Genomic DNA, 22404 nt, shown 5'->3' with positions numbered 1-22404 from the left:
GATATGAGCATGGTCATTTGACGATGGTCATTTTATGGCGGTGCGGCGGAGGAAGGCAAGTCGCGAAGGTCAGGCGTCACCCGATGCATGCAAAGCGCGACAGGGTGCGTCGCTGCCGGGGGCCGGAAGACGCTGCGCGCCTTGCTCGCGCGCTTGCTGTGACCTAGATTTTTTCTATCGGGGTTCTCAGGCGGGAGGGACTGCCATGGAACTGAGCGTAGAACGTGTCGATGTCTGGGCGGCGACCATCGAGGACAAGCCGGGCGGCCTCGCGACAGTATTAAGCGCGCTGCGGACTGCCGGCGCAGACTTGCAGTTCATCGTTGCACGCCGCACATCGGAGACGCCGGGCAAGGGCGTCGTGTTTGTCGCGCCACTGCAGGGAGACGCGGTGATTCGCGCGGCCACGCAGGTGGGGTTCAGCGTCACCCCGAGCGTTCACTCCGTCCGCGTAATGGGTTTGGATCAAATGGGCATCATCGGGCAACTGGCCCAGATGCTCGCGGACGGCGCGATCAATCTCCGTGGCGTCTCGGCCGCCGTGCTGGGTTCCCAGTTCATTGCCTATTTCGCGGTCGATTCGGCGGACGATGCAGACAAGGCGATCGATCTCCTGCAGCGGGCATAAGGCGGCTGTGTTGGACGGTGGACTGGCTTGGCCGGAAGGGGGCACGCGTTTCAGGACCTTGTGGGCCCCGCCAGATGGCTCAGGCATCCGCCCACCGTCTCAGCAGGTTGTGATAGATCCCGGTGAGCGCGATCACGCCCCGGTCGTGCGCACCTTTGTCCGCGGAGAGCTGCTGAATCTGCGTATCGAGTTGAAACAGCAGCGTGCGGTCGGCATCGTCGCGCACCATGCTTTGAATCCAGAAGAACGACGCGACGCGTTCGCCGCGCGTAACGGGCGTCACGTGATGCAGGCTCGACGCCGGATACAGCACGAGATCGCCGGCCGGCAGCTTCGCGCGATGCACGCCGTAGGTATCCTCGACACACAGCTCGCCGCCGTCGTATGCATCGGGTTCCTCGAGAAACAGCGTCGCCGACAGATCGCTGCGCACGCGGAAATCCGTGCCGCGCAGCAGCCGGATCGCATTGTCGACGTGCGTGCCGAACGTCTCGCCGCCTTCATAGCGGTTGAACAGCGGCGGAAACACCTTGAGCGGCAGTGCCGCCGAAAAGAACAGCGGATGGCGCGCGAGCGCATCCTGGATCGCGTCGCCGACCGCACGCGCGGCCGGCGAGCCTTCCGGCAATTGCCGGTTGCGTTTGGCAAGCGCCGACTGTGCGCCGGACGTCGCGTTGCCGTCGACCCATTCGGCCGCATCGAGCAGGTCGCGGCATTGCGCGACCTGCGGCTTGGTCAATACGCCGGGGATATGAAGCATCATGATGCGGATTCCATTGCGTGCGGCGCCAGTCGCGGCGCCGCCGAGCGAAATGCGTCGATCGGCGACGACGCGAGATACGCGCGCATCTTCGCGATGAACGCGGGCGTTGCGGTGGCCGGCACGCGCGCGAGCCAGACGAGCGCTTCGTCGATGCGCCCGCGCTCGGCGAGCAGCCGCGCAAAGTTGAACTGGCCGCGGAAGTCGCCGGCAACGGCTGCGCGGCGATAGTGGTCGAACGCGGCGTCGTGGTCGACCGGCACAGCCCAACCGTCCTCGTAGAAGCCGCCGATCAGGTTGATCGATTTCGCATGGCCGAGCCCGGCCGCGCGGCGGAACCAGTCGAGCGCGTCGGCGCGGTTCTCGTCGACGCCGTTGCCGAGCGCGAGCGCCGTCGCGTAGTTGTACATGCCCCAGTCGAGCCCCGCCTGCGCGGCGAGCCGGTACCAGTACACGGCGACCGGCGCGCACGCGGCCGTGCCCCAGCCGAACTCGTAGCAGCGGCCGAGCATGTTCATCGCCATCGGGTGGCCGGCCCGCGCGGCGTGCCGGAACCAGCCGAACGCGGCAGCCGGATCGCGCGCGACGCCATGGCCGTCGAGCAGGTACTGCCCGTAGACGGCCTGCGCATCGACGATGCCGTTGTCGGCCGCCGCCGCGACCCACGCGGCGGCGCGCTCGGGCGGCCCGGCCAGGATGTCGGCGAACTCGCGCGGCGATACCGACGCGAGCGCTTTCAGCGACACGGACTCCATCGATCAGTAGCGCGCGTTCAGCGTGACGAACGCCGAGCGGCCCGGTGCGATCGACGCGTAGTGCGCCGGATACGCCTGGTCGAAGTACGTGCGGTTGAACAGGTTGTTCACGTTCAGCTGCAGGTCGAGCTTCTTGTTGATCCGGTACTGCGCCATCGCATCGAAGCGCCAGTACGACGGCACGGCGCGCTGGTTTGCGGGGTCGCCGAATACTTCCGACATGTAAAACGCGCCGCCGCCGACCGTGAACTTCGGCGTCACGTCGTAGTTCGACCACATCGTGAGGCTGTGCTTCGGCGTGTTCGGGAAGCGGTTGCCGTTGTTCGCCGCATCCTTGCCGTTGTCGCGCAGCGCGCTCTTCATGTACGTATAGCCGCCGAACACCTGCCACTGCTTCGTGATCTGCCCTGCGACGCCGAGCTCGAGACCCTGCACGCGCTTGTTGCCGACCATCGCGTACTGGTTGTTCGGCAGCGTCACGCGCGCGTTCGTCGTGTCGATCTGGAACAGCGCGGCGGTCAGCGCGAGCTTGTCGTTCAGCACGTTCCACTTCGTGCCGAGCTCGATGCTGCGGTTCTTTTCCGGCGCCATCTGGTCGGCGTTCGGGCCGACGCCGCCGCGGCCCGGCGTGAGCGACTGTGTTTCGCTGCCTTCGCCGAGCAGCATGCCCGCCGGCGTCGACGAAGTCGCATACGACGCGTAGATGCTGCCGTTCTGCGCGGGCTTGAACACGAGGCCGGCCTGCCAGTTCACGAGCGTGTCGTCGCGCGTATAGGTTTTGCTGCCGTTGGCCTTGGTGTCGGTGAAGCGGGTCGAGTAGTCGTCGACGCGCACGCCGGCATTGACCTGCCAGCGCGGCGTGATCTCGATCGTGTCGAATCCGTAGATCGATTTCGTCGTGGTGCGCGCATGCGCGTAGTCGTTGTTGCGCGTGATCGAGCCGGCCCACGGATCGTTCGGGTTCGGCGACCAGAGGCTCGTGCAGTTGTAGCCCGACGCCGCGCCGATGCCTTTCTGGCAGATCTTGCCGTTATCCGTCGCGACGTTGTACGTGTCGCGCTTGCCCCATTCGCGTGTCAGCTCGATGCCGGTCGTGAAGCTGTGCTTGAACGGGCCGGTGCGGAATTCGCCGAACAGCTCGGTCAGGTTCGCGATGCTGTTGATCGAGCTGTTGCGGTTGTTGTTGCGGCGCCAGACCTTGCCGTTCACCACGTTGCCCTGGCTGTCGTCGGGCTGCGTCCAGATGTAGTCCTGCGTCGATTCCGTGTAACGCGTGGTGTTGCGGATCGTCAGCGACGACGTGATGTCGTGCTCGATCTTGATCGTGCTGATGTCCGACGTGGTCTTGCGGAAGTCGCGGTCGATCAGCCCGTAGAAGTTGTGGCGATCGACGTTTGCCGGGCCGTCGGTGACGCCCTTCGGGATGTTGAAGCCGTAGACGTACGGAATGCCGCCGTCCGGCATGTCGTCGGTCGACAGGTGGTAGTAGCTCGCGGTCACGCGCGTCGGCGTGCCGAGGCCGAACGCGATCGACGGCGCGACGCCCCAGCGCTCGTTGTTGACGGCGTCGCGGCCGGCGACGTCGTTGTTGTGGCTCATCAGGTTCAGGCGGAATGCGGCGTGATCGGCGAACTGCCAGTTGCCGTCGGCGGTGAAGCGGCGATAGCGGTCGGTGCCGAGGCCGGCGCTCGCACTGGCCGTCGTGCCGAGGTGCGGGGCCTTCGTGATCAGGTTGATGCTGCCGCCGGCGCCGCCGCGGCCGCCGTACGCGCCGTCGGAACCCTTGGTGATCTCGACGCGTTCGGTGTTGAAGATCTCGCGCGTCGTGGCACCCGTGTCGCGCATGCCGTCGACGAACATGCTGCCCTGCGTGTCGTAGCCGCGGATGAACGGACGGTCGCCGAGCGGGTTGCCGCCTTCGCCGGCGCCGAACGTAATGCCGGGCACGGTGCGCAGCGCTTCGGTCAGCGTCGACGCGCCGCTGTTCCGGATCAGTTCCTGCGGAATCACGGTGACGGATTTCGGCGTGTCGACGAGCGGCGCGGTGAATTTCGCGGAAGCGGAAAAGTCGGCCTTGTAGCTGTGCTCGGTCTTGCCCTGGATCTCGATCGGTGCGAGATGGCCTTCGGTGCTGGACGGGGCCGGCGGCGGCGCGCCGTCTGCGAATGCAGGGCTCGCGGCGAGCACGCTGCACAGGGTGGTGAATTTGCCGAGCTTCAACTCGTCGGAACGGGACTTCATGGTGCGCTTGGACCTCGCGATATGGCCCCGGGGGAGGTGTGCTACGGAAATGTGCATGCCGCCGGGAATTATTACGATTTGTTTTCAGCCGGCATTCTATGTAATTTTTTGTTGAATGAGAAGCGTTCTTGTTTGTGTTTGTAAGGAGATTGTTGACGAATGTTACGGGGTGGTTGGGGCGTGAGTAGTGGCCGAATAGCTAGATATGACGGGCTCGTCGGGCCGGGTAGAGTGGCTGTGTCGTGATTGACTTGGTGTGACAGCAAGGTGCTAATATGACTGCATTGAAAGCAATTCAAGCGAGGCGCATCATGCCGGTGATCACCGTTCGAAATTTGCCCGATGAAGTGCATCGCGCGCTTCGGGTTCGCGCGGCCCAGCACGGGCGCAGCACCGAAGCTGAGGTACGTGACATTCTCGAGCAGGCCGTCCTGCCGGGTGGGCGGCTCAAGCTGGGAACGTTGCTGGCGGAAATCGGGCGGGAGGCTGGAGGAGTCGATTTCGACGTCCAGCGCGACAAGACGTCAACCGATCCGATGAGCTTCGAATGATCCTTGTTGATACGAATGTCATTTCCGAACCGCTGCGACGCGAGCCGAGCGCGACCGTGATCGAGTGGCTCGATGCCCAGAACGTCGAGACGCTGTTTCTGGCTGCAATCAGTCTCGCGGAGATGCGATTCGGCGTGGCTGTATTGCCGGAAGGGCGCAGGCGCGAGTGGCTGCATCAAAGCATCGAGCGACGTGTCGTGCCGCTGTTTCGAGGCCGAATCCTGCCGTTCGACGATGCGGAGAGCAAAGCGTATGCGAGCCTTCGGGCTCGGGCCCGCGTCGCAGGTAGCGCGATCGCGCCTGTCGATTGTTTTATCGCCGCCACGGCCGAGGCGAACGGCCTGATCGTGGCCACGCGCGATGTCGCGCCGTTCGAGGCGGTGGGGCTTCGCGTGATCGATCCGTGGGCGCGGTAGCGCCCGGTTTCTGGCACCCATCACCTGCGCTGGAATTGAAAACGCGCCGTGCAACACGGCGCGTTCTGCGTCAGGCAAGCGCGCCCGGCCCATGAGGCGATGGCAGGCGGGCGCGAGACCCCGGCGTGACTTAATCGACTCCGTGAAACACCGCGTCCTCCGGCCCGAGGTATGCCGGCGGGCGCCACGTCGCGTCGCGCATCGAATGCTGCACAAGATTCTCGACGCCGAGCAGCACCGCGAAGATCGCCATCCGCACCGGAATGCCGTTGTCGGTCTGCCGGAAGATCGCGAGGCGCGGATCGCGGTTCAGGTCGACCGACAGGTCGTTCGCGCCCGGCCGGCTGTCGCGCGGCAGCGGGTGCATGATCAGCGTGTCGGGCTTGCAGACCGAGTCGACGAGCGCCTGGTTGATCTGGAAATCCGGCGTATAGCCTTCGAACGATTCGTCGGTGAAGCGCTCCTTCTGGATCCGCGTCGCGTAGACGACGTCCGCGCCGCGCAGTCCGGCCGCGAGGTCGGTCGTCTGTTCGACCACATGGCCGTTCGTCGAGATCTGGTCGACGATGTAGGCCGGCATCTCGAGCATCGGCGGCGACACGAGCGTGAACTTGAGCCCGCGGTACAGCGCGAGCAGCTTGACGAGCGAGTGCACGGTGCGGCCGTACTTGAGATCGCCGACCAGCGCGATGTGCGCGCCGTCGACGATCTTGCCGAGCCGCGAGAACTCGCGCTGGATCGTATAGAGATCGAGCAGCGCCTGGCTCGGGTGCTCGCCGGGGCCGTCGCCGCCGTTGATCACGGGCAGGTTGGTCGCGCGCGCGAACTCGGCCACCGAGCCTTTCTCCGGGTGGCGGATCACGAGCGCGTCGACGTAGCCGGCCATCACGCGGCTCGTGTCGTAGATCGATTCGCCCTTGGCCATCGACGAGAACGTGAAGCCCGTCGTGTCGCACACCGAGCCGCCGAGCCGGCAGAACGCCGCGCCGAACGACACGCGCGTGCGCGTGCTCGCCTCGAAGAACAGGTTGCCGAGCACGGCGCCTTCCAGCACGCGCGAAATCTTGTGGCGCCGCGCGATCGGCTGCATCACGTCAGCCACGCGAAACAGTGCCTCGACCGATTCCCGTGAGAACTGGTCGACCGACAGCAGTTGCGGCTTGCCTTCGAACAGGAACTGCTTCGCGAGCCCCTGATTATCTACGCTTTGCGTATAGGCGCCGCTTTCCGGTGCCGAACGTTCGACGATTTCCGACACGAAGCGCTCGACGATCTCGGGCATCCCGCGCGATTCCTGCGAATCGTCGGGCAGCAGCCAGGTATCCAGTGCGCGCCGGCTGACGCCGATTCGATTGGCGAACGCTTCGCGAGTCATGTTGAGGCGGCGCATCGCGTCGCGGAGGAAGGCTTGCTGGGGAACGGTCATCGGCGGCTCCTGGCGGAAAATATACGCGATGCGTATATTAGTTCCTGGCGCACTGAAGTCAAGGAAAATCTGCGCGATCGGGCAGTGCGGTGCGTGTGACACTCGACGGGCTCGTACTGGCGCGCGGCGTCCGCCTCCGTATAATCAGGTCAGGCCCCGTGCCCTGCATCGGCAGGGCGCCATGCCGCAAACGATTCGCCCGGTCGGGCTTGTTGATTCGAAGGAGAATGAGAATGACGCGTACGATTGCTGCAATGTTGCTGGTTGTGACCGCCGCGCTCGCCGGCTGCAATACGGTCGCCGGCGTGGGCCAGGACATTTCGAAGGGCGGCCAGGCGATCAGCGATACGGCCGAAAAGGCCAAGTAAGCCGACCGGTTCCGGAATGCAGAAAGCGCCGGGCCGTCCCGCGATTGCGGGGCGGCCCGGCGCTTTTTTTGGGGCGGCGTGGCGTTGACGCCGGCGGCGTCACGCGCGTTCCACGAACGCGTAGCGGCCTTCGACCTTGCGCGGTGTAAACCAGCCGTAGTCGGGGAACATCCGGTTGCGCACGAACCAGACGTAGCCCACCAGCACCAGCGTGACCGCGAGGCCCGGCAGCGCGGTCGACGGATCGCGTCCGAGCTCGGCGACGGTCTTCGGCAACTGCAGCAGCGACAGCAGGATGAACGCGTGATACGCGCCGACGCGATGGGTCGCGAAGCCCCAGATGAACAGCAGCGACAGCGGCACGGTCAGCGCGAGGAACACCACGACGAGGCCATTGCCGAGCGCGCCCGACACGCCTAGATCGCCGGCAGCGGCGGAGAAGTAATACGCGAGCATCAGGCTGATCGCCAGCTGGAGGGTGCCGAGCGCGACCAGGATCCAGGTGTGCACCTTGTTCTTGCGACAGCGTTCCGGATCGGGGCGCGACGCGATCAGGCTTGCGATCACGCGATCCTTGAGCCCCTGTCCGGACAGCTCGGCCAGTACGTCGGCCTTCCTCGTTCCCGCGGACAGCAGCACCGCGATTCTTGTTTTGGCGTCCTTCCTGTTCATTGCTTGGCGGCTTGTTGTTAGATGGTTGTCAAAGGTTCCGGCCACGCGAATATTGCATCTTGCGCGGTGGTGCGCAACGGTTTTGCCGCGCGCGGACACATTCCTACAGTTGCCGGCGGCGTCGCGCGAATGCGGGGATCGACCGGCCTGGATTTCTTCAACAACGAGATGAGTACGGATTCGGATCAGTCAGCGACGGTTTGCGCCGACGGCGCGGGACTGGCCGGCTGTACCGAGTTCGCCGGTTGCGCATCGCGTGCACGCGCGGGCGGTTCGCGCCGCCGCGTCGCGCCGACGAGCATGCCCGCGACGACGAGCGCGATGCCGGCGACACGCGTGCCGGTCAGCGTTTCGCCGAACAGCGCGACCGCGAACAGCACGGCCGAGACCGGCGCGACCGCCGTGAACAGCGCGGCCTCGGTGCCGCTCGTGCGTGCGGAGCCCGCATACCAGCACAGGTAGCCGAGCACGGTCGGCACCAGCGCGTAGTAGGCAATTGCCGACACGGCGCCGACGGTCCAGCCGGTCGCCGCCGCGCGCCATTCGAACGCGGCCGGCACGACGGCGAGCACGAAGCCGAGGCCCGACATCGCGGTGGACAGCGCGAGCGGCGGCAACGGTGCGGCAAGCCGCCGGTTCAGCAGGATGAAGACGGCTTCGCACGCGACGGCGGCCAGCACCAGCGCATCGCCGGCAAGCGTCTGGAGCGACGGCATCGTCTGGCCGGGCGCGAACGTGACGAACAGCACGCCGGCCGTGGCGAGCGCGGCGGCCACCCAGTCGCGCGGCGTCTGCCGCTCGCGCAGCACGACAGCCGCGATCAGCGTCGACATCGCCGGCAGCGTGCCGAGCATCACGCCCGCATCGAGCGGCGACGACAGCTTCGTGCCGCTGATCAGCAGCACCGTATAGCCGACGCCGCCCGCCGCGGCCTGGATGACGAGCAGCACGGCGTCGCGTGGGGAAATGCGCGGCCAGCGCATTCGCTGCGCGCGCATCAGCGCGAACAGCAGCGGCGTCGCGATCAGGAAGCGCAGCGCCGTGGCCGCGAACGGCGGCAGGCCGCCGGCCGCGAGACGGCTCGCGATGACGGTGCTGCCGACGCCCGCCATCGCGGCGGCGAGATAGAGATAGCCAATCAGTCGTGTTTTCATGCGCGCATCGTCGCGTACGGCGGCGGTGCGCGTCTTGAATGAAATTGCAGCGGGCGGGAGGGCGTGGCGAGTGCGGTGCGTGGGGCCGCCTTGCGAGCGTGCGTCAGTGTTAGCGTCAGCCACCATCGTCGACGCGGGGCCCGCCTTCGATCGCGTTGCGCGCGGACGCCAGCGGCGTCAACCGGCCTGCGTAAACCGCCCCGGCGTGATTCCGAACTGGCGCGCGAATGCGCGCGTCAGGTGGCTCTGATCGGCAAAGCCGGCTTCGGCCGCGGCATCCGCGATCGGCAGGCCGTTGGCGAGCAGCGCGCGCGCCAGCCGCGCGCGCGACTGGATCAGGTACGCGTGCGGCGTGATACCGAGTTCGCGTGCAAACCCGCGCAGCAACTGGAAGCGGCTCACGCCGCTCAGGTCGGCCAGTTCGGCGAGCGAAACGGGCGTGGCCGGCGCCGCGTCGAGCCGTTCGCGGGCGACACGGATCGCCGGTGCGACGCCGGCCGCCGGAAGCGTGCGGTTCGCGTGCCGGGCGAGCAACCCGGCGACGAGCATCACCAGCGCCTCGTCGCGGGCGAGCGGCTGGGTTTCCCCGGCGACGATGCGCGCATGCAACCGGCCGACGGCGGCCGTGAGCCGCGCGTCGCGCACCGCCGGATGCGCAAGCTCGACGCCGCCGAGGCCTTCTTCCGCCGCGACGCCCGCGACCAGCGCGGGCGCGAGGTACAGCATCCGCCAGCGCCGGCCCGTGCCGGCATCGATCGGCGAGCCGTCGTGCATTTCGCCCGGGTTGACCATGATCGCGTCGCCGGCCAGCGCGTCGACCTGCCCGCGGCCGCTCCACGACCGGTGCGCGCCGCTCACGATCACGCCGACCCCGAATTCGTCGTGCGCGTGGCGCGGAAACGCGCGGTCGGATTCGAGGCTGATCGCCTCGATGCCTTCGCCGGTCCGTCGGTAGTGGGTGACACGGTGCATGTGCGCTCCTCGCGCCGGGTGCGGCGCGGATCACGTGCACTTTAGCGCGTTCCGGCGCCGCGCGCCCTTCATCCTTTTGGCCGATACCGCGCGCCGCGCGCAGCCCGCACCATGTGCACATGAGCAGCGTACACGGCCCGCCGGGCCTGAAGCTGCGCGGGAGGCGGCAGGTGGAACGACAGGATCCGGTATTCATTCAGGTTGGCGCGCTCGCGGACGGCTTCGCGCCGGAAGCGAACATCCTCGCGCCCGTCGACGCGCTCGCCGGGCGTACGCTGGCGCTCGGCGATGCATCGGGCGCGTGGCGCGTCTATACGTTCGAGCAGGGCGCGCTGCAGTGGCGCGACGCGGCGACCGACGCGGGCGGCCGCGAGCCGTGCCGCGTGACGCGGCTGCGCGACGCGCTGTACTTCGTCGACTACATCGACACGGCCGCCCGTGCGACGTCGGTCAGTCTCGTGATCGATCTCGACAGCGGCGTATGGACGTCGGTCGTCGGCGTGCTGCCGACCGAAGCCGACACGTGCATCGACGCGCTCACGCGCGTCGCGCGCGGGCTGCCGCTGACGGCGGTCGACGCGGCGTTCCGGCACGGCACGCTCGGCGGTCACGCACGGCCGGGGCCGCTGCACGGGCCGACGCGCGAACTGATCGGCAAGCGGACGATGTACCGCTACAGCCCGACCGAATGCTACGAGCACATCTACCTGAACGAGAACTTCTACGCGTGGCAGTGCCTGCAGGGCGTCGAAGGCGGGCTGGCCGATGTCGACCGCTGCCATTACTTCCGGATCGACGACGAGCTGTATCTGTTCGTGTGGCGCGAAAAGGTGGTGCCGACGCTCGGCGTCGTGCTGATCGATCTTGCTCAGCGCAAGACCGACGGCAAGATCTTCGGCTACCAGGGCGGCGATTTCGGCACGCTGTCGAACTTCCAGATCGGCGCCCATGCGCAGGTGCTGAACGAAACCGCGCATCCGCTCGGCGGCGAGGCGCAGCGATGAATGCCGTGCCGGGCAGCGGCCGACTGCGTGCGGATTTCAGCGGGCGCGTCGTGATCGTCACGGGCGCCGCGCAAGGGATCGGCGCGGCGATCGCACGCCGTTTCGCGGAATCCGGCGCGTTCGTCGCGCTTGCCGACCTGAACGGCGAGGTCGCCGCCGCGCAGGCCGATGCGCTCGCCGGCGCGGGCGGCGCTGCGCGCGCGTATCGGGTGGACGCCGCCAGCCGCGACGAACTGGGCGCGCTGGTCGCAGCGGTCGAGCGCGACGGCGGCCGGCTCGATGTCGTCGTCCACAACGCCGCGTATTTTCCGCTGACGCCGTTCACGCAGATCGACGAGCCGACGCTCGAGCGGACGCTGTCGGTCAACCTGTCGGCGCTGTTCTGGCTCGCGCAGGCCGCGCTGCCCGCATTCGAGCGCGCGGGGGCCGGGCGGCTGCTCGTCACGTCGTCGGTGACGGGGCCGCGCGTCGCCTATCCGGGGCTCGCGCACTACGCGGCGTCGAAGGCCGGCGTGAACGGCTTCGTTCGCGCGGCGGCGCTGGAGCTTGCGCGCCGCAACGTGACGGTCAACGGTGTCGAGCCGGGGATGATCCGCACGCCGGCGGCCGGCAATCTCGGCGACGCGTCGGTCGCGGCGCAGATCGCGCGCGACATTCCGCTCGCGCGGATGGGCGAGCCGGAGGACATCGCGAACGCGATGCTGTTTCTCGCCTCGGACGATGCTGCGTACATCACGGGGCAGACGATCGTCGTCGACGGCGGTGCGACCTTGCCGGAGAGCGGCGCGGTGCTGGGAGACGTGTGACGGCGGTGTCGAACCGGCATCCGTCGTGGCCGTGGCGGGACCGCGGCCGGCAGGTTCCGGTGGCGGCACCGTCGCAGGTCCGCCGCACGTCGCCGCGACTACAACCAGCCGTTGCGGATGAACTCGACGATCGAATAGCGGCGGTTTTCGAGATCGTGCTGGCGGACGGCTTCGACGATGCGCGACACGCCATCCGCATAGGGCGTCGCACCGTACACGCGCGATTCGAACTGCAGGCTGCACGCGCCGTCGTCGATGCGTATCCGGTGAACCGCATGGCGACCGAGCTGATCGTCGGGGATCGCGAATTCGCTGCGCTGCACGTCCGGGTCGCGCACGGAGCGGATGTCTTCCGGCCGCACGCCGAGCGACTGGCCGATGCCGACGGCCGTGCCGGGGACGGACGTCTTGCCTGCCTGATGCGACTCCGTCAGGCTGATCTCGCAGTCGCGAAACAGGTGGCCGCTGGTTTCCAGCATGCTCATGAACTTGAGCATCAGGATGTTCGTGTTCGGACACAGCACGACCGGGAAGCCGTGCGTTCCGGTTTCGAGGTCGGAGCCGGTGGACAGTTCGACGAGCGGCGACGCGGTGGCCTCGCAAAACGCGATCGCGGCGGGGAGTTCGCGGCCGGAGCCGGCATGCACGACGATCGATCGGGCGTCGCTACGTCGGGCGTCGCTACGTCGGGCGTCGCTATGCCGCTCGTCGGTTCGTGCACGGTCCGACCAGGACATCACGCGACAGGTTGCCGGGTCGAGCTTGTGCGAGCCGAGCAGCTCATTGGCCAGCTTGCCGGTTCCAACGACGAGTACTTGCATGGGATTGACGGGTTGAGGTTCAGTATTTGATACGGGATCGGCGTAGGCGTCGGGTAGCCCGGCACGGCCCGGTCGCGGCTCGCGCCACGCCGAACGGGCCTCGTGCATTATGCCCGGCTGTCCGCATGCGTGCGTGTCGGGCCTCGCCTGCGGAGTCGCGGCGCATCGGCTCGCCGACGCCGTCGGCAGCCACGCGGTCGCCGTGTGTAGCCGAACGAGCCGTGCCGCTACGGCGTTGTCACGCCGGCCCCCTCGCGCAATCCGTTCGTCGTCGAGCGCGAGCACCGGGCGAGCCTCGCCTGCGGCGTCGCGGCGGCCCGCGACGTGTGGACCGCGCTTCGCATCGTGATGCCGCCGCCGGGCTGGCGTCCGGGCAACCAGTGTGAAACAACGGAGGAACTGCGCCGCAGCGTCGTCGCCGCGCGCACGCAGGTGTGAACGGCGCTACGCTGTCGAAGCGCCGGCCGCGCACGTCCGTGCCGCGGCCGGCATGACTCATGCATCATGCATCAACCACCCATCTTCGATCCAGGAGAGCACATCGATGGAACACGACCTGAAAGGCAAGGCAGTCGCGATCACCGGCGGATTCGGTCATCTGGGCGTCGCGACGGCCGCATGGCTGGGCCAGCGCGGCGCACGCGTCGCACTGATCGGCCGCGGTGCCGCGCCGGCTGCGCAGACGCTGCCCGGCGTGCCGGCCGACGCGCTGCGCATCGGCGGCATCGACCTTGTCGACCCGCAGGCCGCCGCACGGGCACTCGAATCGGTAAACCGCGAATTCGGCCGGGTCGACGCGCTGCTGAACATCGCCGGCGCGTTCGTATGGCAGACGATCGCCGACGGCGACGCCGCCACGTGGGACCGCATGTACGAGTTGAACGTAAAGACCGCGCTGAACGCGTCGAAGGCCGCGCTGCCGTACCTGGTCGCGAGCCCGGCCGGACGTATCGTCAACATCGGCGCCGGCGCGGCGTTCAAGGCCGGCTCGGGCATGGGCGCTTATGCGGCCGCGAAGGCCGGCGTCGCGCGTCTCACCGAGGCGCTGGCGGCCGAACTGCTCGACCGCGGCGTGACGGTGAACGCGATCCTGCCGAGCATCATCGATACGCCGCCGAACCGCGCGGACATGCCCGACGCGGATTACACGCGCTGGGTCCGGCCTGAACAGATCGCGGCGACGATCGGGTTCCTGCTGTCGGCCGACGCACAGGCGATCACCGGCGCGTCGATTCCGGTGAGCGGCCGCGTGGCGTAGCGCGCGCGGGTGGGGCTCGCCGCATTGAGGCTCGCGCCGCGGCCGGCCGTGCGTACAATGTCGCACCGGAAACGCGCGAGCCCAGCCTGAGACCATGAATCAGCCCAAGATCCTGATCGTCGAAGATGAAACGGCGATCGCGGACACGATCGTCTATGCCCTCGGCACCGACGGCATGCAGACCGTCCACTGCACGCTCGGGCAGGCGGCGCTCGACCAGCTGCGCGAGTCGCGCTTCGACCTGGTCGTGCTCGACGTCGGCCTGCCGGACCTCAGCGGCTTCGAAGTGTGCCGGCGGCTGCGCACGTTCACCGACGTGCCGGTGATCTTCCTGACCGCGCGGCACGACGAGATCGACCGGATCGTCGGGCTCGAAATCGGCGCCGACGATTATGTGGTCAAGCCGTTTTCGCCGCGCGAGCTGGCCGCGCGGGTGCGCGTGATCCTGCGGCGCTTCTACCGGACAGCCAGGCCGCAAACGACGCCCGCGCCGGCAGATGCGCAGGCCGCGACAACCGCGCCGGGCTTCGTGCTCGATACCGCCGGCGCGCGCGTGTCGTGGCTCGGCCACGCGCTGGACCTCACGCGCTATGAATTCGGCCTGCTGGCGCTGCTTGTCCGGCATCCGGGGCGCATCTATTCGCGCGAGCAGTTGATGGACCTCGTATGGCACGAGGCGCTCGATTCGGCCGACCGCACGGTCGACACGCACATCAAGACGCTGCGCGCGAAACTGCGTGCGATCGATCCCGAGCGCGACCCGATCCGCACGCATCGCGGGATGGGTTATTCGCTGCAACCGTAACGACCTGCACCGCCATGCATATCGGCCTGCGCATCTTCTTCGGTTTTTTCCTGATCGTCGGTCTTGCCGCGCTGATCACGCTGCGCGTGTTCGTGCAGGAAGTGAAGCCCGGTGTGCGCGAAGCGATGGAGGACACGCTCGTCGACACCGCGCAGGTGCTGGCGACGCTGGCCGCCGACGACATGGCGAACGGGCATATCGCCGACGGCGCCTTCGCGCGGCAACTCCAAAAGCTGCACGAGAGCCCGGTCAGCGCGAACGTGTGGGGCATGCACAAGAATACGATCAGCTACCGCATCTACATCACCGACGCGCACGGTATCGTGCGCTACGACTCGACCGGCAGCGCAGTGGGGCAGGACTATTCGCGCTGGAACGACGTGTACCGGACGCTGCGCGGCGAATACGGCGCACGCAGCACGCGCGCCGATCCGAACGACGACAGCAGCACCGTGATGCACGTCGCGGCGCCGATCCGGCGCGGGAACGAGATCGTCGGCGTGCTGACGATCGCGAAGCCGAACCAGACGGTCGCGCCGTTCATCGCGCGCAGCCAGCGCAAGATCATGCTGTACGGCGCGTTGCTGATGGGCGGCGCGATCTTGATCGGCGCCGCCTGCACATGGTGGCTGGTGCTCGGGCTACGGCGGCTGCAACGCTATGCGCGCGCGATCGCGGCCGGCGAGCGCGCGGCGATGCCGCTGCAGGGCGCGAACGAGCTGGCCGAGCTCGGGCGCGCTGTGGAGAGCATGCATCAGCGGCTGGAGGACCGGCAGTACGTCGAAACCTACATCCACACGCTCACGCACGAGATGAAAAGCCCGCTGGCCGCGATCAGCGGCGCGGCGGAACTGCTGCAGGAGGAGATGCCGGTCGCGAACCGCCGGCGCTTCACCGAAAACATCCGCCGCCAGGCCGGCCGACTCGAACAGATGATCCGCAAGCTGCTCGCGCTGGCCGAAGTCGAGCAGAAGCAGCGCCTGTCGGTACACGAGCCGGTCGCGCTGCTGCCGGTGCTCGAACAGCTCGTCGAGGATATCGAGCCGCGCGCGCGCCAGCGCGGCGTGAGCCTGCGGATCGACGCAAACGACGCTTCCGATCCGGCAGTCGTCGAAGGCGATCCGTTCCTGCTGCGCCAGGCGCTCGGCAACCTGCTCGACAACGCGCTGGATTTCGCGCCGCAACGCAGCACGATCCGGGTCGCGCTCGAACGGCAGCCGGCGGGCAGGGCGCATGTCGCGGTCGTGCGTGTTATCGATGACGGCCCCGGCGTGCCCGACTACGCGCTGTCGCGGGTATTCGAACGCTTCTATTCGCTGCCGCGCCCCGACGGGCAGGATCGCAGCACGGGCCTCGGGCTGTGTTTCGTCCGCGAAGTCGCGATGCTGCATCGTGGCCAGGTCGCGCTCGCGAATCGCGACGAAGGCGGCGCGTGCGCGACGCTCACGCTGCCGTCGCCGGGCTGAGCGCGCTTCACGCTCGCCACACATTCGCTTCACACCGGCTTCAATCGGCCTTCACCGGGCCCGCTCATGCTGACCGCATCTTCCACTCCGGTATCCGTCAGCAATGAATCGAGTCCTGTTGTTCAAGTCCGTGATCACCGCGTTTCTCGCGCTGGCGATCCTGATCCCGCTGCAGATGGTCCAAAGCATCGTGCAGGAACGCGCCGAGTATCGCCGGAGCGCATTGCAGAGCATCTGGGCCAGCTACGCGGGGCCACAGACGGTGACGGGGCCGGTGCTCGTCGTGCATTACACGGAAGTCACGCGTGTGCGCGACGACACGCCGGCCGGCGGCGCGGCGAAAACGAGCCTGAGAAGCGAGACGAAGCGCCTGCTCGTGTTTCCGAAGACGCTGAACGTCGACGGCACGCTCAAGGTCGAGGTGCGCTATCGCGGCATCCACAAGGCGCTCGTGTACGGGCTGGATAGCCGGCTGACGGGCACGCTGATGCTGCCGGACCTGAAGAAGCTGCCGCAGGCCGACGGCCACGTGAGCTTCGCGGTCGACAGTGCGTATGTCGCGATCGGCATCGGCGACATTCGCGGGCTGAAGGCGCAGCCCGACCTGCGCCTTGGCGGCAAGCGGTTCGACGTGGAGCAGGGCACGCGGCTGGACAGCCTGCGCCAGGGCGTGCACGCGACTATCGATCTCGCGGCGCTGGCGGACGCAAATGCAGGGGCTGTCGTGCCGTTCAGCATCGGCCTGCCGCTGGCGGGCGCGGAATCCGTCGCGTTCGCGCCGGTGGCCGACCAGAACGATTTTTCGCTGAAATCGACGTGGCCGCATCCGAGCTTCGGCGGCGCGTTCCTGCCGGGCGAGCGCACGATCGATGCGCATGGTTTCGCCGGCAACTGGCACGTGACGTCGTTCAACACGAAGGCGCGCGAGCAGGTCGCGACCGGCAACGGGGAGGGTGCGATCGAGATGGCATCGGTATCGGTGATCGAACCCGTGAACGTCTATCTGCAGGCCGAACGCGCGACGAAGTACGGCGCGCTGTTCGTGATGCTCACGTTCGCGAGCTTCTTCATGTACGAACTCGCGAAGCGGCTGCGTATTCACCCGATCCAGTACCTGCTGGTCGGCCTGTCGCTCGCGCTGTTCTTCCTGCTGCTGCTGAGCCTGTCCGAGCACATCGCGTTCGGTCATGCGTATCTCGCGGCGAGCGGCGCATGCATCGGGCTGCTCGGCTTCTACCTGTCGTTCGTGCTGCACAGCGTGAAGCGCGGCGCGACGTTCGCGGCGCTGCTCGCGATGCTGTACGCGGCGCTCTACGGGCTGCTGCTGTCGGAGGACAACGCGCTGATGCTCGGTTCGCTGCTGCTGTTCGCGATCCTCGCCGGCATCATGACACTCACGCGCCGCATCGACTGGTATGCGCTCGGCGCCGCGTGGCAGCCGCTGGGCGACAAGTCGGGCGCGGATGCCGTGAAGCCGGGTGCGCAGGCGAAGTAAGCGCGGATCTTGCATGCGCGTCGGCCGGTGGTACCCCGTCCGGCGCGCACTGTGGCGCGGGACGGCCGTGATTCACGCGTGAGGCGAAGGCCTCCGAAATCGCGTCAGCGGAATTTCGGCAACGGCCGCGATCTCGATCAGCAAATCCGGATGGTAGAGACGCTCGACCTGAACGGTCGTCGTCACGGGATAGGGTTCGGCAAAGCAGGTCTTGCGGATATCGCCGGCCTGCATGAATGCATCGATGTCGGTCGCGTAGTGGACGAGCGAGATCACATCGCGCATTTGCCCGCCCATCGCGGCCAGCACGTCGCGGATGTTGTCGAGCGTCTGCCGCACCTGCATGCGCATGTCGCCGTGGCCGACCAGTTGTCCGTCGCGGTCGAGCGCGACTTGCCCCTTCAGATGCACGATCCGGCCGTCTCCCTGGATCACGGCCATCGAGAACGCGCCGAACGGCGCCCAGACTTCCGGCGGATTCACTGCTTCAGCCATGACTCGACTCCTGGCGATCGGTGGGAAAGACGCGGCTGCACGGAGGGCGGCATTCAGGAGCGCAACGAAAAGCGCGTTGTCGGCGCGCACCGCCTGCTTCGTCGGCAGTCGCGCCATTATGGATGAACGCATGACCACCGCCGCACGACGACCACGACGACATCGCCAGAACGCTGTCCGGTGCGTCAGGGGCCTCGCGGCACCCGACGGGATCGCGTGCATCGAACTAACGAGCGGGCAGTGTGCACGCGTCTGCGGACGGACGTGACGCTGCCGGCAGGCCGGGCGGCATACACTTATACTGGTGAACGTTCCTCGTCATTCGATCTTCGCCGTGCCCACGCCTGCCCCTACCGATCCATCCGATCCGTCCGAGGACGATCCCCGTCCGACCCCGCCCGAACAGCCTGAACTGGAAGACTGCTGCAACAGCGGCTGCTCGCCGTGCGTCTTCGACCTGTACGACGAAGCGCTGGCGCGCTATCGCATCGAGCTGGCCGAGTGGGAAGCGCGGCAGGCGCAACGCAAAAAACACCGATGAGCCGGATACCGGCGATCGGCTGTGCATTCACCTTTCCGCCGCAGATCCAGCCGGCGGTGCGATCCACGCCCCGCGTCACGCACCTGCATGCAGCCGCCGATGCAGCGGCCCGAGTGCCGTCGACAGTGCGATGCACGCAAGCAATACGGCGGTCAGCGTGAACATCGACGTCCGGAACCCCTGCACGTAATCGACCGCGGCCGGATGCACGCCGAGCCGCGCGAAGAACACGCCGCCGATCGTTGCGGCGCCGACGGCCGCGCCGATCTGCAGCATCGCGCTGACCATCCCTGACGCGACGCCCGCGCGGGCCGCGTCGACTTCCGCAAGCACGATCCGCACGACCGACGGCAGTACGAGCCCTTGCCCGATGCCGATCGCCGCGATGCCCGCGTAGAAGCCTGGCCCCGGCGCGCCTTCGCGGGCGAGCGCGGCGGCGGTCGCGACGCCTGCGGCGAGCATGACGAAGCCGAGCGTGAGCACGCGATAACCGCCGAACCGGCCGACGAGGCGCGGCATCAGCAGCGGGCTCGCGAGGAAGCCGAGCCCGAGCGGCAGGATCGCGAACCCGGACGCGAGCGGCGACCAGTTCAGGCAGCCCTGCAGATAGATCCCGTAGCTCAGGAAGAACGCGCTCAGCATGTAGAACAGGAACGCGAGCAAGAGCCCGAGCGCGACGACCGGGTTGCGGAACAGGCGCACGTCGAGCAGCGGATCGCGGCCGCGCGCGAGCCGGCCCGCCTCGACCGCCAGCAGCGCCCCGAGCATCGGCAGCGCGCCGACGACGCACACGATCATCCACAGCGGCCAGCCGGCCTCGCGGCCCTGCGTGAGCGGATACACGAGCATCAGCAGGAACAGCGACATCAGCACCGTGCCCGGCACGTCGATGCGCTGGCCGCGCGGCGGCCGGTTTTCCGGGATGAAGCGCCAACTGCCGATCAGCGCAAGGATGCCGATCGGCAGATTGACGAGGAAGATCGCGCGCCAGCCGAGCCCGAACGGATGCAGGCTGATCAGCGCGCCGCCGCCGAGCTGGCCGATCACGGCCGCGAGGCCGAACGCGAAACCGTAGAAGCCCATCACGCGCACCTGTTCCTGCGGGCTGAACACGCTGCGGATCGTCGCGAGCACCTGCGGCGCGAGGATCGCAGCGAACAGGCCCTGCAGCACGCGGCCGCCGACGAGCACCGCGCCGCTGCCGGCGAGCCCGCACAGCGTCGACGCGAGCACGAAGCCGGCCATGCCCAGCATGAACATGCGCTTGCGGCCGTACAGGTCGCCGAGGCGGCCGCCCGTGATCTGCACGACCGCGCTCGCGCACGCATAGGCCGACACGACGAGCTGGAGCTCGGCCGGGCGCGCGCCGATGCCGTCGCGGATGGCCGGCAGCGCGAGATTCACGATGAAGTAGTCGAGCGGCGGCAAAATGGCGCCGACCAGCAGGACCACGAGTGCCCAGCCATGATGGCTGCGCGGTGTCGCCGCGGCAGCCGCGCCGGCCGGCGCGCAAGGGGCAAGAGTGTGGTTCGTCATGAACGAAGGGTCCGAAAAGAATGAGGGCCGTATGCGCGCGCGGCGCAGGCCGGCCATTGACCCCGTATTCTGGGTGCGGTCGACGAATCGGAAAAGCGGGAAAGGGTGGTAGCATCCATCGGGCTAATCGATGGATGGAGAATGGCGATGCGCGGTTTCGATCTGGACCAGTTGCGCACTTTCGCGACGGTCGCGGACGCCGGCAGCCTGACGGCCGCCGCGCCGCTGCTGCACTTGTCGCAGTCGACGGTCAGCGAGCAGGTGCGCAAGCTCGAATTGCGCGCCGGCGTGCCGCTGTTCGTGCGCAGCAAGCGCGGCGTCGAGCCGACGCCGGCCGGCACGCGGCTGCTGCAGCACGCACGGCGGATCGTCGCGCTGAACGAGGCCGCGTTCGACGAGCTGCGCGGGCAGGCGATCAAGGGCGAGCTGCGCGTCGCGATCACCGACTACTACCGGACGAATGAAGTCGCGGGCCTGCTGGCGCGGCTGCGGGAGTGCTACCCGCAACTGAGCCTGCACGTGAGCGCGATGAAGAGCGCGGACATCGAGGCGGCGCACGCGAGAGGGCAGGTCGATCTCGGCGTCGTGATGAACCTGTCGAGCGGGCCGTTCCGGCCGGCGTCGGCCGATACGCGCTGGGTGTTGCGGCGCGAGCCGCTGTCGTGGGTCGCGTCGCCCGCGCTCGCGGAGCAATTGCCCGAGCCGCTGCCGCTCGTGCTGCTGCCGGACGACTGCATGATGCATCAGATCGCGGTGCGCTCGCTCGACGAGCAGCACACGCCGTACGTGCTCGTGCACAGCGCGTCGGGTGTCGCGGGGCTGCAGTCGATGCTCGCGGCGGGGCTCGGTGTCAGCTGCCTGTGCGCGTCGGCGATCGGCGACGGCATGATGCGGCTCGGCGCGAAATACCGGCTGCCGCCGCTGCCCGACGCGGTGTTTTCGCTGACGCCGCCGATGCCGGGCGAACGCGAAACCGTCACGCAGGCGCGCGAGGTGCTGTCGCGGCAATTGCTGATGTAAACACGCGCCGCGCACATGCAGCGGCGCGTATTCGAGAGACGCGGGAGAGGGCCTACGCATGAGCATGAACGACGAACTGAAAAGCCAGATGGCCGACAGGCTGCAGGACGCGCTGGAGCGTGTGGTCGACGAGCGCTCGCTGATCCATTTCCTGCGCGTACTCGGCCATGACTGGAACACGGAGCGGCAACTCGAAGCCGACGTGCCGCCGTCGCCATACGCGCATGCCGCGCTTGGCTGGGAAAACCGCTCGATCGGCGAGTACCTGGAGGCGATGGTCGACTGGGCCTAAGCGTCGGAGGAAGGATTGCGCTTCTACGACGTGCCTGACAATCCATGGCGGCGCATAGCGGACATCCTGTTCGCCGGGAAAATCCACGAGTAGTACCGTCCGGGCAATTCGAGCCTTTTACTCGGCGGCTTCTCCGTCGGCATACGCGCGCAACCCGTCCGCCAGCGCCTCGAACACGGCCCGGCAGCGCGGGCTCGTCCGCAGGTCCTCGTGCATCACGACCCAGGTTTCCAGCTTCATCGCGGGCCCGTCCGGCAGCACGCGCACGAGCCGCACGTCGCGCTTCGCGAGCCCCGTCTGGCAGAAACCGACGCCGTAGCCGGCGCGGATCATCGCGAGCTGCGCGAGGTTGCTGTCGGTGCGCAGCGCGAACGCATCGCGCTTCCATAGCGGCATCCCGCGCCCTGCCGAGCGGATGAACGGCGTGATGGTATCGAAGCCGATCAGCGCGTGATGCGCGAGTTCGTCGATCGTCGCGGGCACGCCGTTGCGCGCCACGTAGTCGTCGCGCGCATACAGCCCGACCTCGATCGCGCCGACGCGCCGCGCGACGAGCGCGTCCTGCGCGGGAGGCGCCATCCGCACCGCGATGTCGGCCTCGCGGTTCAGCACGTCCTGGATGCGGTCGGTCGGCACCAGTTCGATGACGAGCCCCGGATGATCGCGCCGCAATTGCGCGAGCATGGGCGGCAGCACCTCGACGGCGATCACGTCGCTGGCCGAGATCCGTACGGTGCCGCGCACGCCGGCGCCGTGGCTCGCGGCCGCGCGCTCGAACGCGGCCGCCGCGCTGCGCAGCGCCTCCGCATGGCCGCGCAACAACGGCGTCTATGCGCTCGAAATGAGCAAGGGCTGGTTCGCCGCGAAGGGCATCAAGCCCGGCATGAAGCTCGAAGGCCTGCCGAAGGCCCAGTAACGGCGG

At 67.9% G+C, this 22404-nt stretch carries 22 protein-coding genes and 3 pseudogenes; 14 read left to right on the top strand and 11 right to left on the bottom strand.

Features of this window, described 5'->3' with window-relative positions:
- Nucleotides 1-205 precede the first annotated feature (205 nt).
- Nucleotides 206-628 (top strand): amino acid-binding protein, encoded by a 423-nt coding sequence (locus ACNQQL_RS30065; RefSeq protein ID WP_034180480.1) that lies wholly within the window; start codon nt 206-208, stop codon nt 626-628.
- A gap of 79 nt (nt 629-707) precedes the next feature.
- On the opposite strand, the gene ACNQQL_RS30060 is transcribed toward ACNQQL_RS30065, so the two are convergent.
- Genes ACNQQL_RS30060 through ACNQQL_RS30050 form a run of 3 tightly spaced genes read right to left on the bottom strand, consistent with a single transcriptional unit; the run spans nt 708 to nt 4384 of the window.
- The gene (locus tag ACNQQL_RS30060) at nt 708-1391 is read right to left on the bottom strand and encodes a Fe2+-dependent dioxygenase (RefSeq protein ID WP_152864511.1); all 684 of its coding nucleotides are present in this window, start codon (nt 1389-1391) and stop codon (nt 708-710) included.
- Nucleotides 1388-2143, bottom strand: a complete 756-nt coding sequence (locus tag ACNQQL_RS30055; protein ID WP_347067760.1) for a tetratricopeptide repeat protein — start codon at nt 2141-2143, stop codon at nt 1388-1390. Before ACNQQL_RS30055 ends, ACNQQL_RS30060 begins: the two co-directional genes overlap by 4 nt.
- Nucleotides 2144-2146: 3 nt before the next feature.
- Entirely contained in the window at nt 2147-4384 is a 2238-nt protein-coding gene (locus ACNQQL_RS30050; RefSeq protein ID WP_347067758.1) for a TonB-dependent siderophore receptor, read from the bottom strand.
- Between the two features lie 311 nt (nt 4385-4695).
- Here ACNQQL_RS30050 and ACNQQL_RS30045 point away from each other — a divergent pair, with 311 nt between their 5' ends.
- Nucleotides 4696-4935, top strand: coding sequence for a FitA-like ribbon-helix-helix domain-containing protein (locus ACNQQL_RS30045; protein WP_072442370.1), 240 nt, complete (start codon nt 4696-4698; stop codon nt 4933-4935).
- Entirely contained in the window at nt 4932-5351 is a 420-nt protein-coding gene (locus ACNQQL_RS30040; RefSeq protein ID WP_347067756.1) for a type II toxin-antitoxin system VapC family toxin, read from the top strand. The genes ACNQQL_RS30045 and ACNQQL_RS30040 overlap by 4 nt, the downstream gene beginning before the upstream one ends.
- Nucleotides 5352-5481: 130 nt before the next feature.
- On the opposite strand, the gene ACNQQL_RS30035 is transcribed toward ACNQQL_RS30040, so the two are convergent.
- Nucleotides 5482-6777 (bottom strand): aspartate carbamoyltransferase, encoded by a 1296-nt coding sequence (locus ACNQQL_RS30035; RefSeq protein ID WP_347067754.1) that lies wholly within the window; start codon nt 6775-6777, stop codon nt 5482-5484.
- Between the two features lie 233 nt (nt 6778-7010).
- Between ACNQQL_RS30035 and ACNQQL_RS30030 the strand changes: the two genes are divergently transcribed.
- Nucleotides 7011-7145, top strand: a complete 135-nt coding sequence (locus ACNQQL_RS30030; protein ID WP_021158165.1) for an entericidin A/B family lipoprotein — start codon at nt 7011-7013, stop codon at nt 7143-7145.
- A 99-nt stretch (nt 7146-7244) separates the two neighbouring features.
- Here ACNQQL_RS30030 and ACNQQL_RS30025 read toward each other — a convergent pair whose 3' ends face one another.
- The 3 genes from ACNQQL_RS30025 to ACNQQL_RS30015 all read right to left on the bottom strand — a co-directional run bounded on the left by ACNQQL_RS30025 (nt 7245) and on the right by ACNQQL_RS30015 (nt 9943).
- Nucleotides 7245-7817, bottom strand: coding sequence for a hypothetical protein (locus ACNQQL_RS30025; protein WP_034180472.1), 573 nt, complete (start codon nt 7815-7817; stop codon nt 7245-7247).
- 185 nt (nt 7818-8002) lie between these two features.
- On the bottom strand, nt 8003-8971 hold the full coding sequence (locus ACNQQL_RS30020; protein ID WP_347067751.1) for a DMT family transporter: 969 nt from the start codon (nt 8969-8971) through the stop codon (nt 8003-8005).
- A gap of 177 nt (nt 8972-9148) precedes the next feature.
- Nucleotides 9149-9943 (bottom strand): AraC family transcriptional regulator, encoded by a 795-nt coding sequence (locus tag ACNQQL_RS30015; protein WP_347067749.1) that lies wholly within the window; start codon nt 9941-9943, stop codon nt 9149-9151.
- A 170-nt stretch (nt 9944-10113) separates the two neighbouring features.
- Between ACNQQL_RS30015 and ACNQQL_RS30010 the strand changes: the two genes are divergently transcribed.
- Both ACNQQL_RS30010 and ACNQQL_RS30005 read left to right on the top strand, forming a co-directional pair.
- The gene (locus ACNQQL_RS30010; protein WP_347067806.1) at nt 10114-10947 is read left to right on the top strand and encodes a molybdenum cofactor biosynthesis F family protein; all 834 of its coding nucleotides are present in this window, start codon (nt 10114-10116) and stop codon (nt 10945-10947) included.
- Nucleotides 10944-11753 (top strand): SDR family oxidoreductase, encoded by an 810-nt coding sequence (locus ACNQQL_RS30005; RefSeq protein WP_347067747.1) that lies wholly within the window; start codon nt 10944-10946, stop codon nt 11751-11753. The genes ACNQQL_RS30010 and ACNQQL_RS30005 overlap by 4 nt, the downstream gene beginning before the upstream one ends.
- A 98-nt stretch (nt 11754-11851) precedes the next feature.
- Here the strand turns inward: ACNQQL_RS30005 and ACNQQL_RS30000 are convergent, their stop codons facing one another.
- Nucleotides 11852-12574, bottom strand: a complete 723-nt coding sequence (locus ACNQQL_RS30000) for a dihydrodipicolinate reductase (protein ID WP_347067746.1) — start codon at nt 12572-12574, stop codon at nt 11852-11854.
- A 544-nt stretch (nt 12575-13118) separates the two neighbouring features.
- On the opposite strand from ACNQQL_RS30000, the gene ACNQQL_RS29995 reads away from it, so the two are divergent.
- From ACNQQL_RS29995 to creD, 4 genes are all read left to right on the top strand, one after another.
- The gene (locus tag ACNQQL_RS29995) at nt 13119-13832 is read left to right on the top strand and encodes an SDR family NAD(P)-dependent oxidoreductase (protein WP_347067744.1); all 714 of its coding nucleotides are present in this window, start codon (nt 13119-13121) and stop codon (nt 13830-13832) included.
- A gap of 94 nt (nt 13833-13926) precedes the next feature.
- The gene (gene creB / locus ACNQQL_RS29990; protein WP_204421461.1) at nt 13927-14637 is read left to right on the top strand and encodes a two-component system response regulator CreB; all 711 of its coding nucleotides are present in this window, start codon (nt 13927-13929) and stop codon (nt 14635-14637) included.
- 14 nt (nt 14638-14651) lie between these two features.
- Complete coding sequence (gene creC / locus ACNQQL_RS29985; RefSeq protein WP_204421460.1) at nt 14652-16103, top strand: two-component system sensor histidine kinase CreC; 1452 nt, start codon at nt 14652-14654, stop codon at nt 16101-16103.
- Between the two features lie 103 nt (nt 16104-16206).
- Complete coding sequence (gene creD, locus ACNQQL_RS29980) at nt 16207-17598, top strand: cell envelope integrity protein CreD (RefSeq protein ID WP_347067741.1); 1392 nt, start codon at nt 16207-16209, stop codon at nt 17596-17598.
- A 72-nt stretch (nt 17599-17670) separates the two neighbouring features.
- On the opposite strand, the gene ACNQQL_RS29975 is transcribed toward creD, so the two are convergent.
- Nucleotides 17671-18093, bottom strand: coding sequence for a RidA family protein (locus tag ACNQQL_RS29975; RefSeq protein ID WP_072442396.1), 423 nt, complete (start codon nt 18091-18093; stop codon nt 17671-17673).
- Nucleotides 18094-18427: 334 nt separating this feature from the next.
- Between ACNQQL_RS29975 and ACNQQL_RS29970 the strand changes: the two genes are divergently transcribed.
- Nucleotides 18428-18634, top strand: a complete 207-nt coding sequence (locus tag ACNQQL_RS29970) for an oxidoreductase-like domain-containing protein (protein ID WP_072442398.1) — start codon at nt 18428-18430, stop codon at nt 18632-18634.
- A gap of 75 nt (nt 18635-18709) precedes the next feature.
- Here ACNQQL_RS29970 and ACNQQL_RS29965 read toward each other — a convergent pair whose 3' ends face one another.
- Entirely contained in the window at nt 18710-20170 is a 1461-nt protein-coding gene (locus ACNQQL_RS29965) for an MFS transporter (RefSeq protein ID WP_347067739.1), read from the bottom strand.
- 147 nt (nt 20171-20317) lie between these two features.
- On the opposite strand from ACNQQL_RS29965, the gene ACNQQL_RS29960 reads away from it, so the two are divergent.
- Together ACNQQL_RS29960 and ACNQQL_RS29955 are read left to right on the top strand one after the other, a co-directional pair.
- Nucleotides 20318-21190 (top strand): LysR family transcriptional regulator, encoded by an 873-nt coding sequence (locus ACNQQL_RS29960; RefSeq protein ID WP_347067737.1) that lies wholly within the window; start codon nt 20318-20320, stop codon nt 21188-21190.
- A gap of 64 nt (nt 21191-21254) precedes the next feature.
- Nucleotides 21255-21575 (top strand): annotated as a pseudogene (locus tag ACNQQL_RS29955) (hypothetical protein).
- 24 nt (nt 21576-21599) lie between these two features.
- On the opposite strand, the pseudogene ACNQQL_RS29950 reads toward ACNQQL_RS29955, so the two are convergent.
- Nucleotides 21600-22301 (bottom strand): annotated as a pseudogene (locus ACNQQL_RS29950) (LysR substrate-binding domain-containing protein); the annotation flags it as partial.
- Between ACNQQL_RS29950 and ACNQQL_RS29945 the strand changes: the two are divergent.
- Nucleotides 22294-22398: pseudogene (locus tag ACNQQL_RS29945) on the top strand (DUF192 domain-containing protein); the annotation flags it as partial. The pseudogenes ACNQQL_RS29950 and ACNQQL_RS29945 sit on opposite strands and share 8 nt — an antisense overlap.
- Nucleotides 22399-22404 lie beyond the last annotated feature (6 nt).

Origin of the sequence: Burkholderia sp. LFS061 (assembly GCF_047978125.1) — a bacterium.
Taxonomy (GTDB): domain Bacteria; phylum Pseudomonadota; class Gammaproteobacteria; order Burkholderiales; family Burkholderiaceae; genus Burkholderia; species Burkholderia pyrrocinia_C.
Note: the sequence above shows the minus strand (reverse complement) of the source record. Positions and strands in the feature narration are given on the sequence as shown.

Excerpts from the sequence above, each read along its gene's own strand:
- ACNQQL_RS30065 (WP_034180480.1), top strand. The coding sequence starts at position 206 with ATGGAACTGAGCGTAGAACGTGTCGATGTCTGGGCGGCGACCATCGAG.
- ACNQQL_RS30060 (WP_152864511.1), bottom strand. The coding sequence starts at position 1,391 with ATGATGCTTCATATCCCCGGCGTATTGACCAAGCCGCAGGTCGCGCAA.
- ACNQQL_RS30055 (WP_347067760.1), bottom strand. The coding sequence starts at position 2,143 with ATGGAGTCCGTGTCGCTGAAAGCGCTCGCGTCGGTATCGCCGCGCGAG.
- ACNQQL_RS30050 (WP_347067758.1), bottom strand. The coding sequence starts at position 4,384 with ATGAAGTCCCGTTCCGACGAGTTGAAGCTCGGCAAATTCACCACCCTG.
- ACNQQL_RS30045 (WP_072442370.1), top strand. The coding sequence starts at position 4,696 with ATGCCGGTGATCACCGTTCGAAATTTGCCCGATGAAGTGCATCGCGCG.
- ACNQQL_RS30040 (WP_347067756.1), top strand. The coding sequence starts at position 4,932 with ATGATCCTTGTTGATACGAATGTCATTTCCGAACCGCTGCGACGCGAG.
- ACNQQL_RS30035 (WP_347067754.1), bottom strand. The coding sequence starts at position 6,777 with ATGACCGTTCCCCAGCAAGCCTTCCTCCGCGACGCGATGCGCCGCCTC.
- ACNQQL_RS30030 (WP_021158165.1), top strand. The coding sequence starts at position 7,011 with ATGACGCGTACGATTGCTGCAATGTTGCTGGTTGTGACCGCCGCGCTC.
- ACNQQL_RS30025 (WP_034180472.1), bottom strand. The coding sequence starts at position 7,817 with ATGAACAGGAAGGACGCCAAAACAAGAATCGCGGTGCTGCTGTCCGCG.
- ACNQQL_RS30020 (WP_347067751.1), bottom strand. The coding sequence starts at position 8,971 with ATGAAAACACGACTGATTGGCTATCTCTATCTCGCCGCCGCGATGGCG.
- ACNQQL_RS30015 (WP_347067749.1), bottom strand. The coding sequence starts at position 9,943 with ATGCACCGTGTCACCCACTACCGACGGACCGGCGAAGGCATCGAGGCG.
- ACNQQL_RS30005 (WP_347067747.1), top strand. The coding sequence starts at position 10,944 with ATGAATGCCGTGCCGGGCAGCGGCCGACTGCGTGCGGATTTCAGCGGG.
- ACNQQL_RS30000 (WP_347067746.1), bottom strand. The coding sequence starts at position 12,574 with ATGCAAGTACTCGTCGTTGGAACCGGCAAGCTGGCCAATGAGCTGCTC.
- ACNQQL_RS29995 (WP_347067744.1), top strand. The coding sequence starts at position 13,119 with ATGGAACACGACCTGAAAGGCAAGGCAGTCGCGATCACCGGCGGATTC.
- creB (WP_204421461.1), top strand. The coding sequence starts at position 13,927 with ATGAATCAGCCCAAGATCCTGATCGTCGAAGATGAAACGGCGATCGCG.
- creC (WP_204421460.1), top strand. The coding sequence starts at position 14,652 with ATGCATATCGGCCTGCGCATCTTCTTCGGTTTTTTCCTGATCGTCGGT.
- creD (WP_347067741.1), top strand. The coding sequence starts at position 16,207 with ATGAATCGAGTCCTGTTGTTCAAGTCCGTGATCACCGCGTTTCTCGCG.
- ACNQQL_RS29975 (WP_072442396.1), bottom strand. The coding sequence starts at position 18,093 with ATGGCTGAAGCAGTGAATCCGCCGGAAGTCTGGGCGCCGTTCGGCGCG.
- ACNQQL_RS29965 (WP_347067739.1), bottom strand. The coding sequence starts at position 20,170 with ATGACGAACCACACTCTTGCCCCTTGCGCGCCGGCCGGCGCGGCTGCC.
- ACNQQL_RS29960 (WP_347067737.1), top strand. The coding sequence starts at position 20,318 with ATGCGCGGTTTCGATCTGGACCAGTTGCGCACTTTCGCGACGGTCGCG.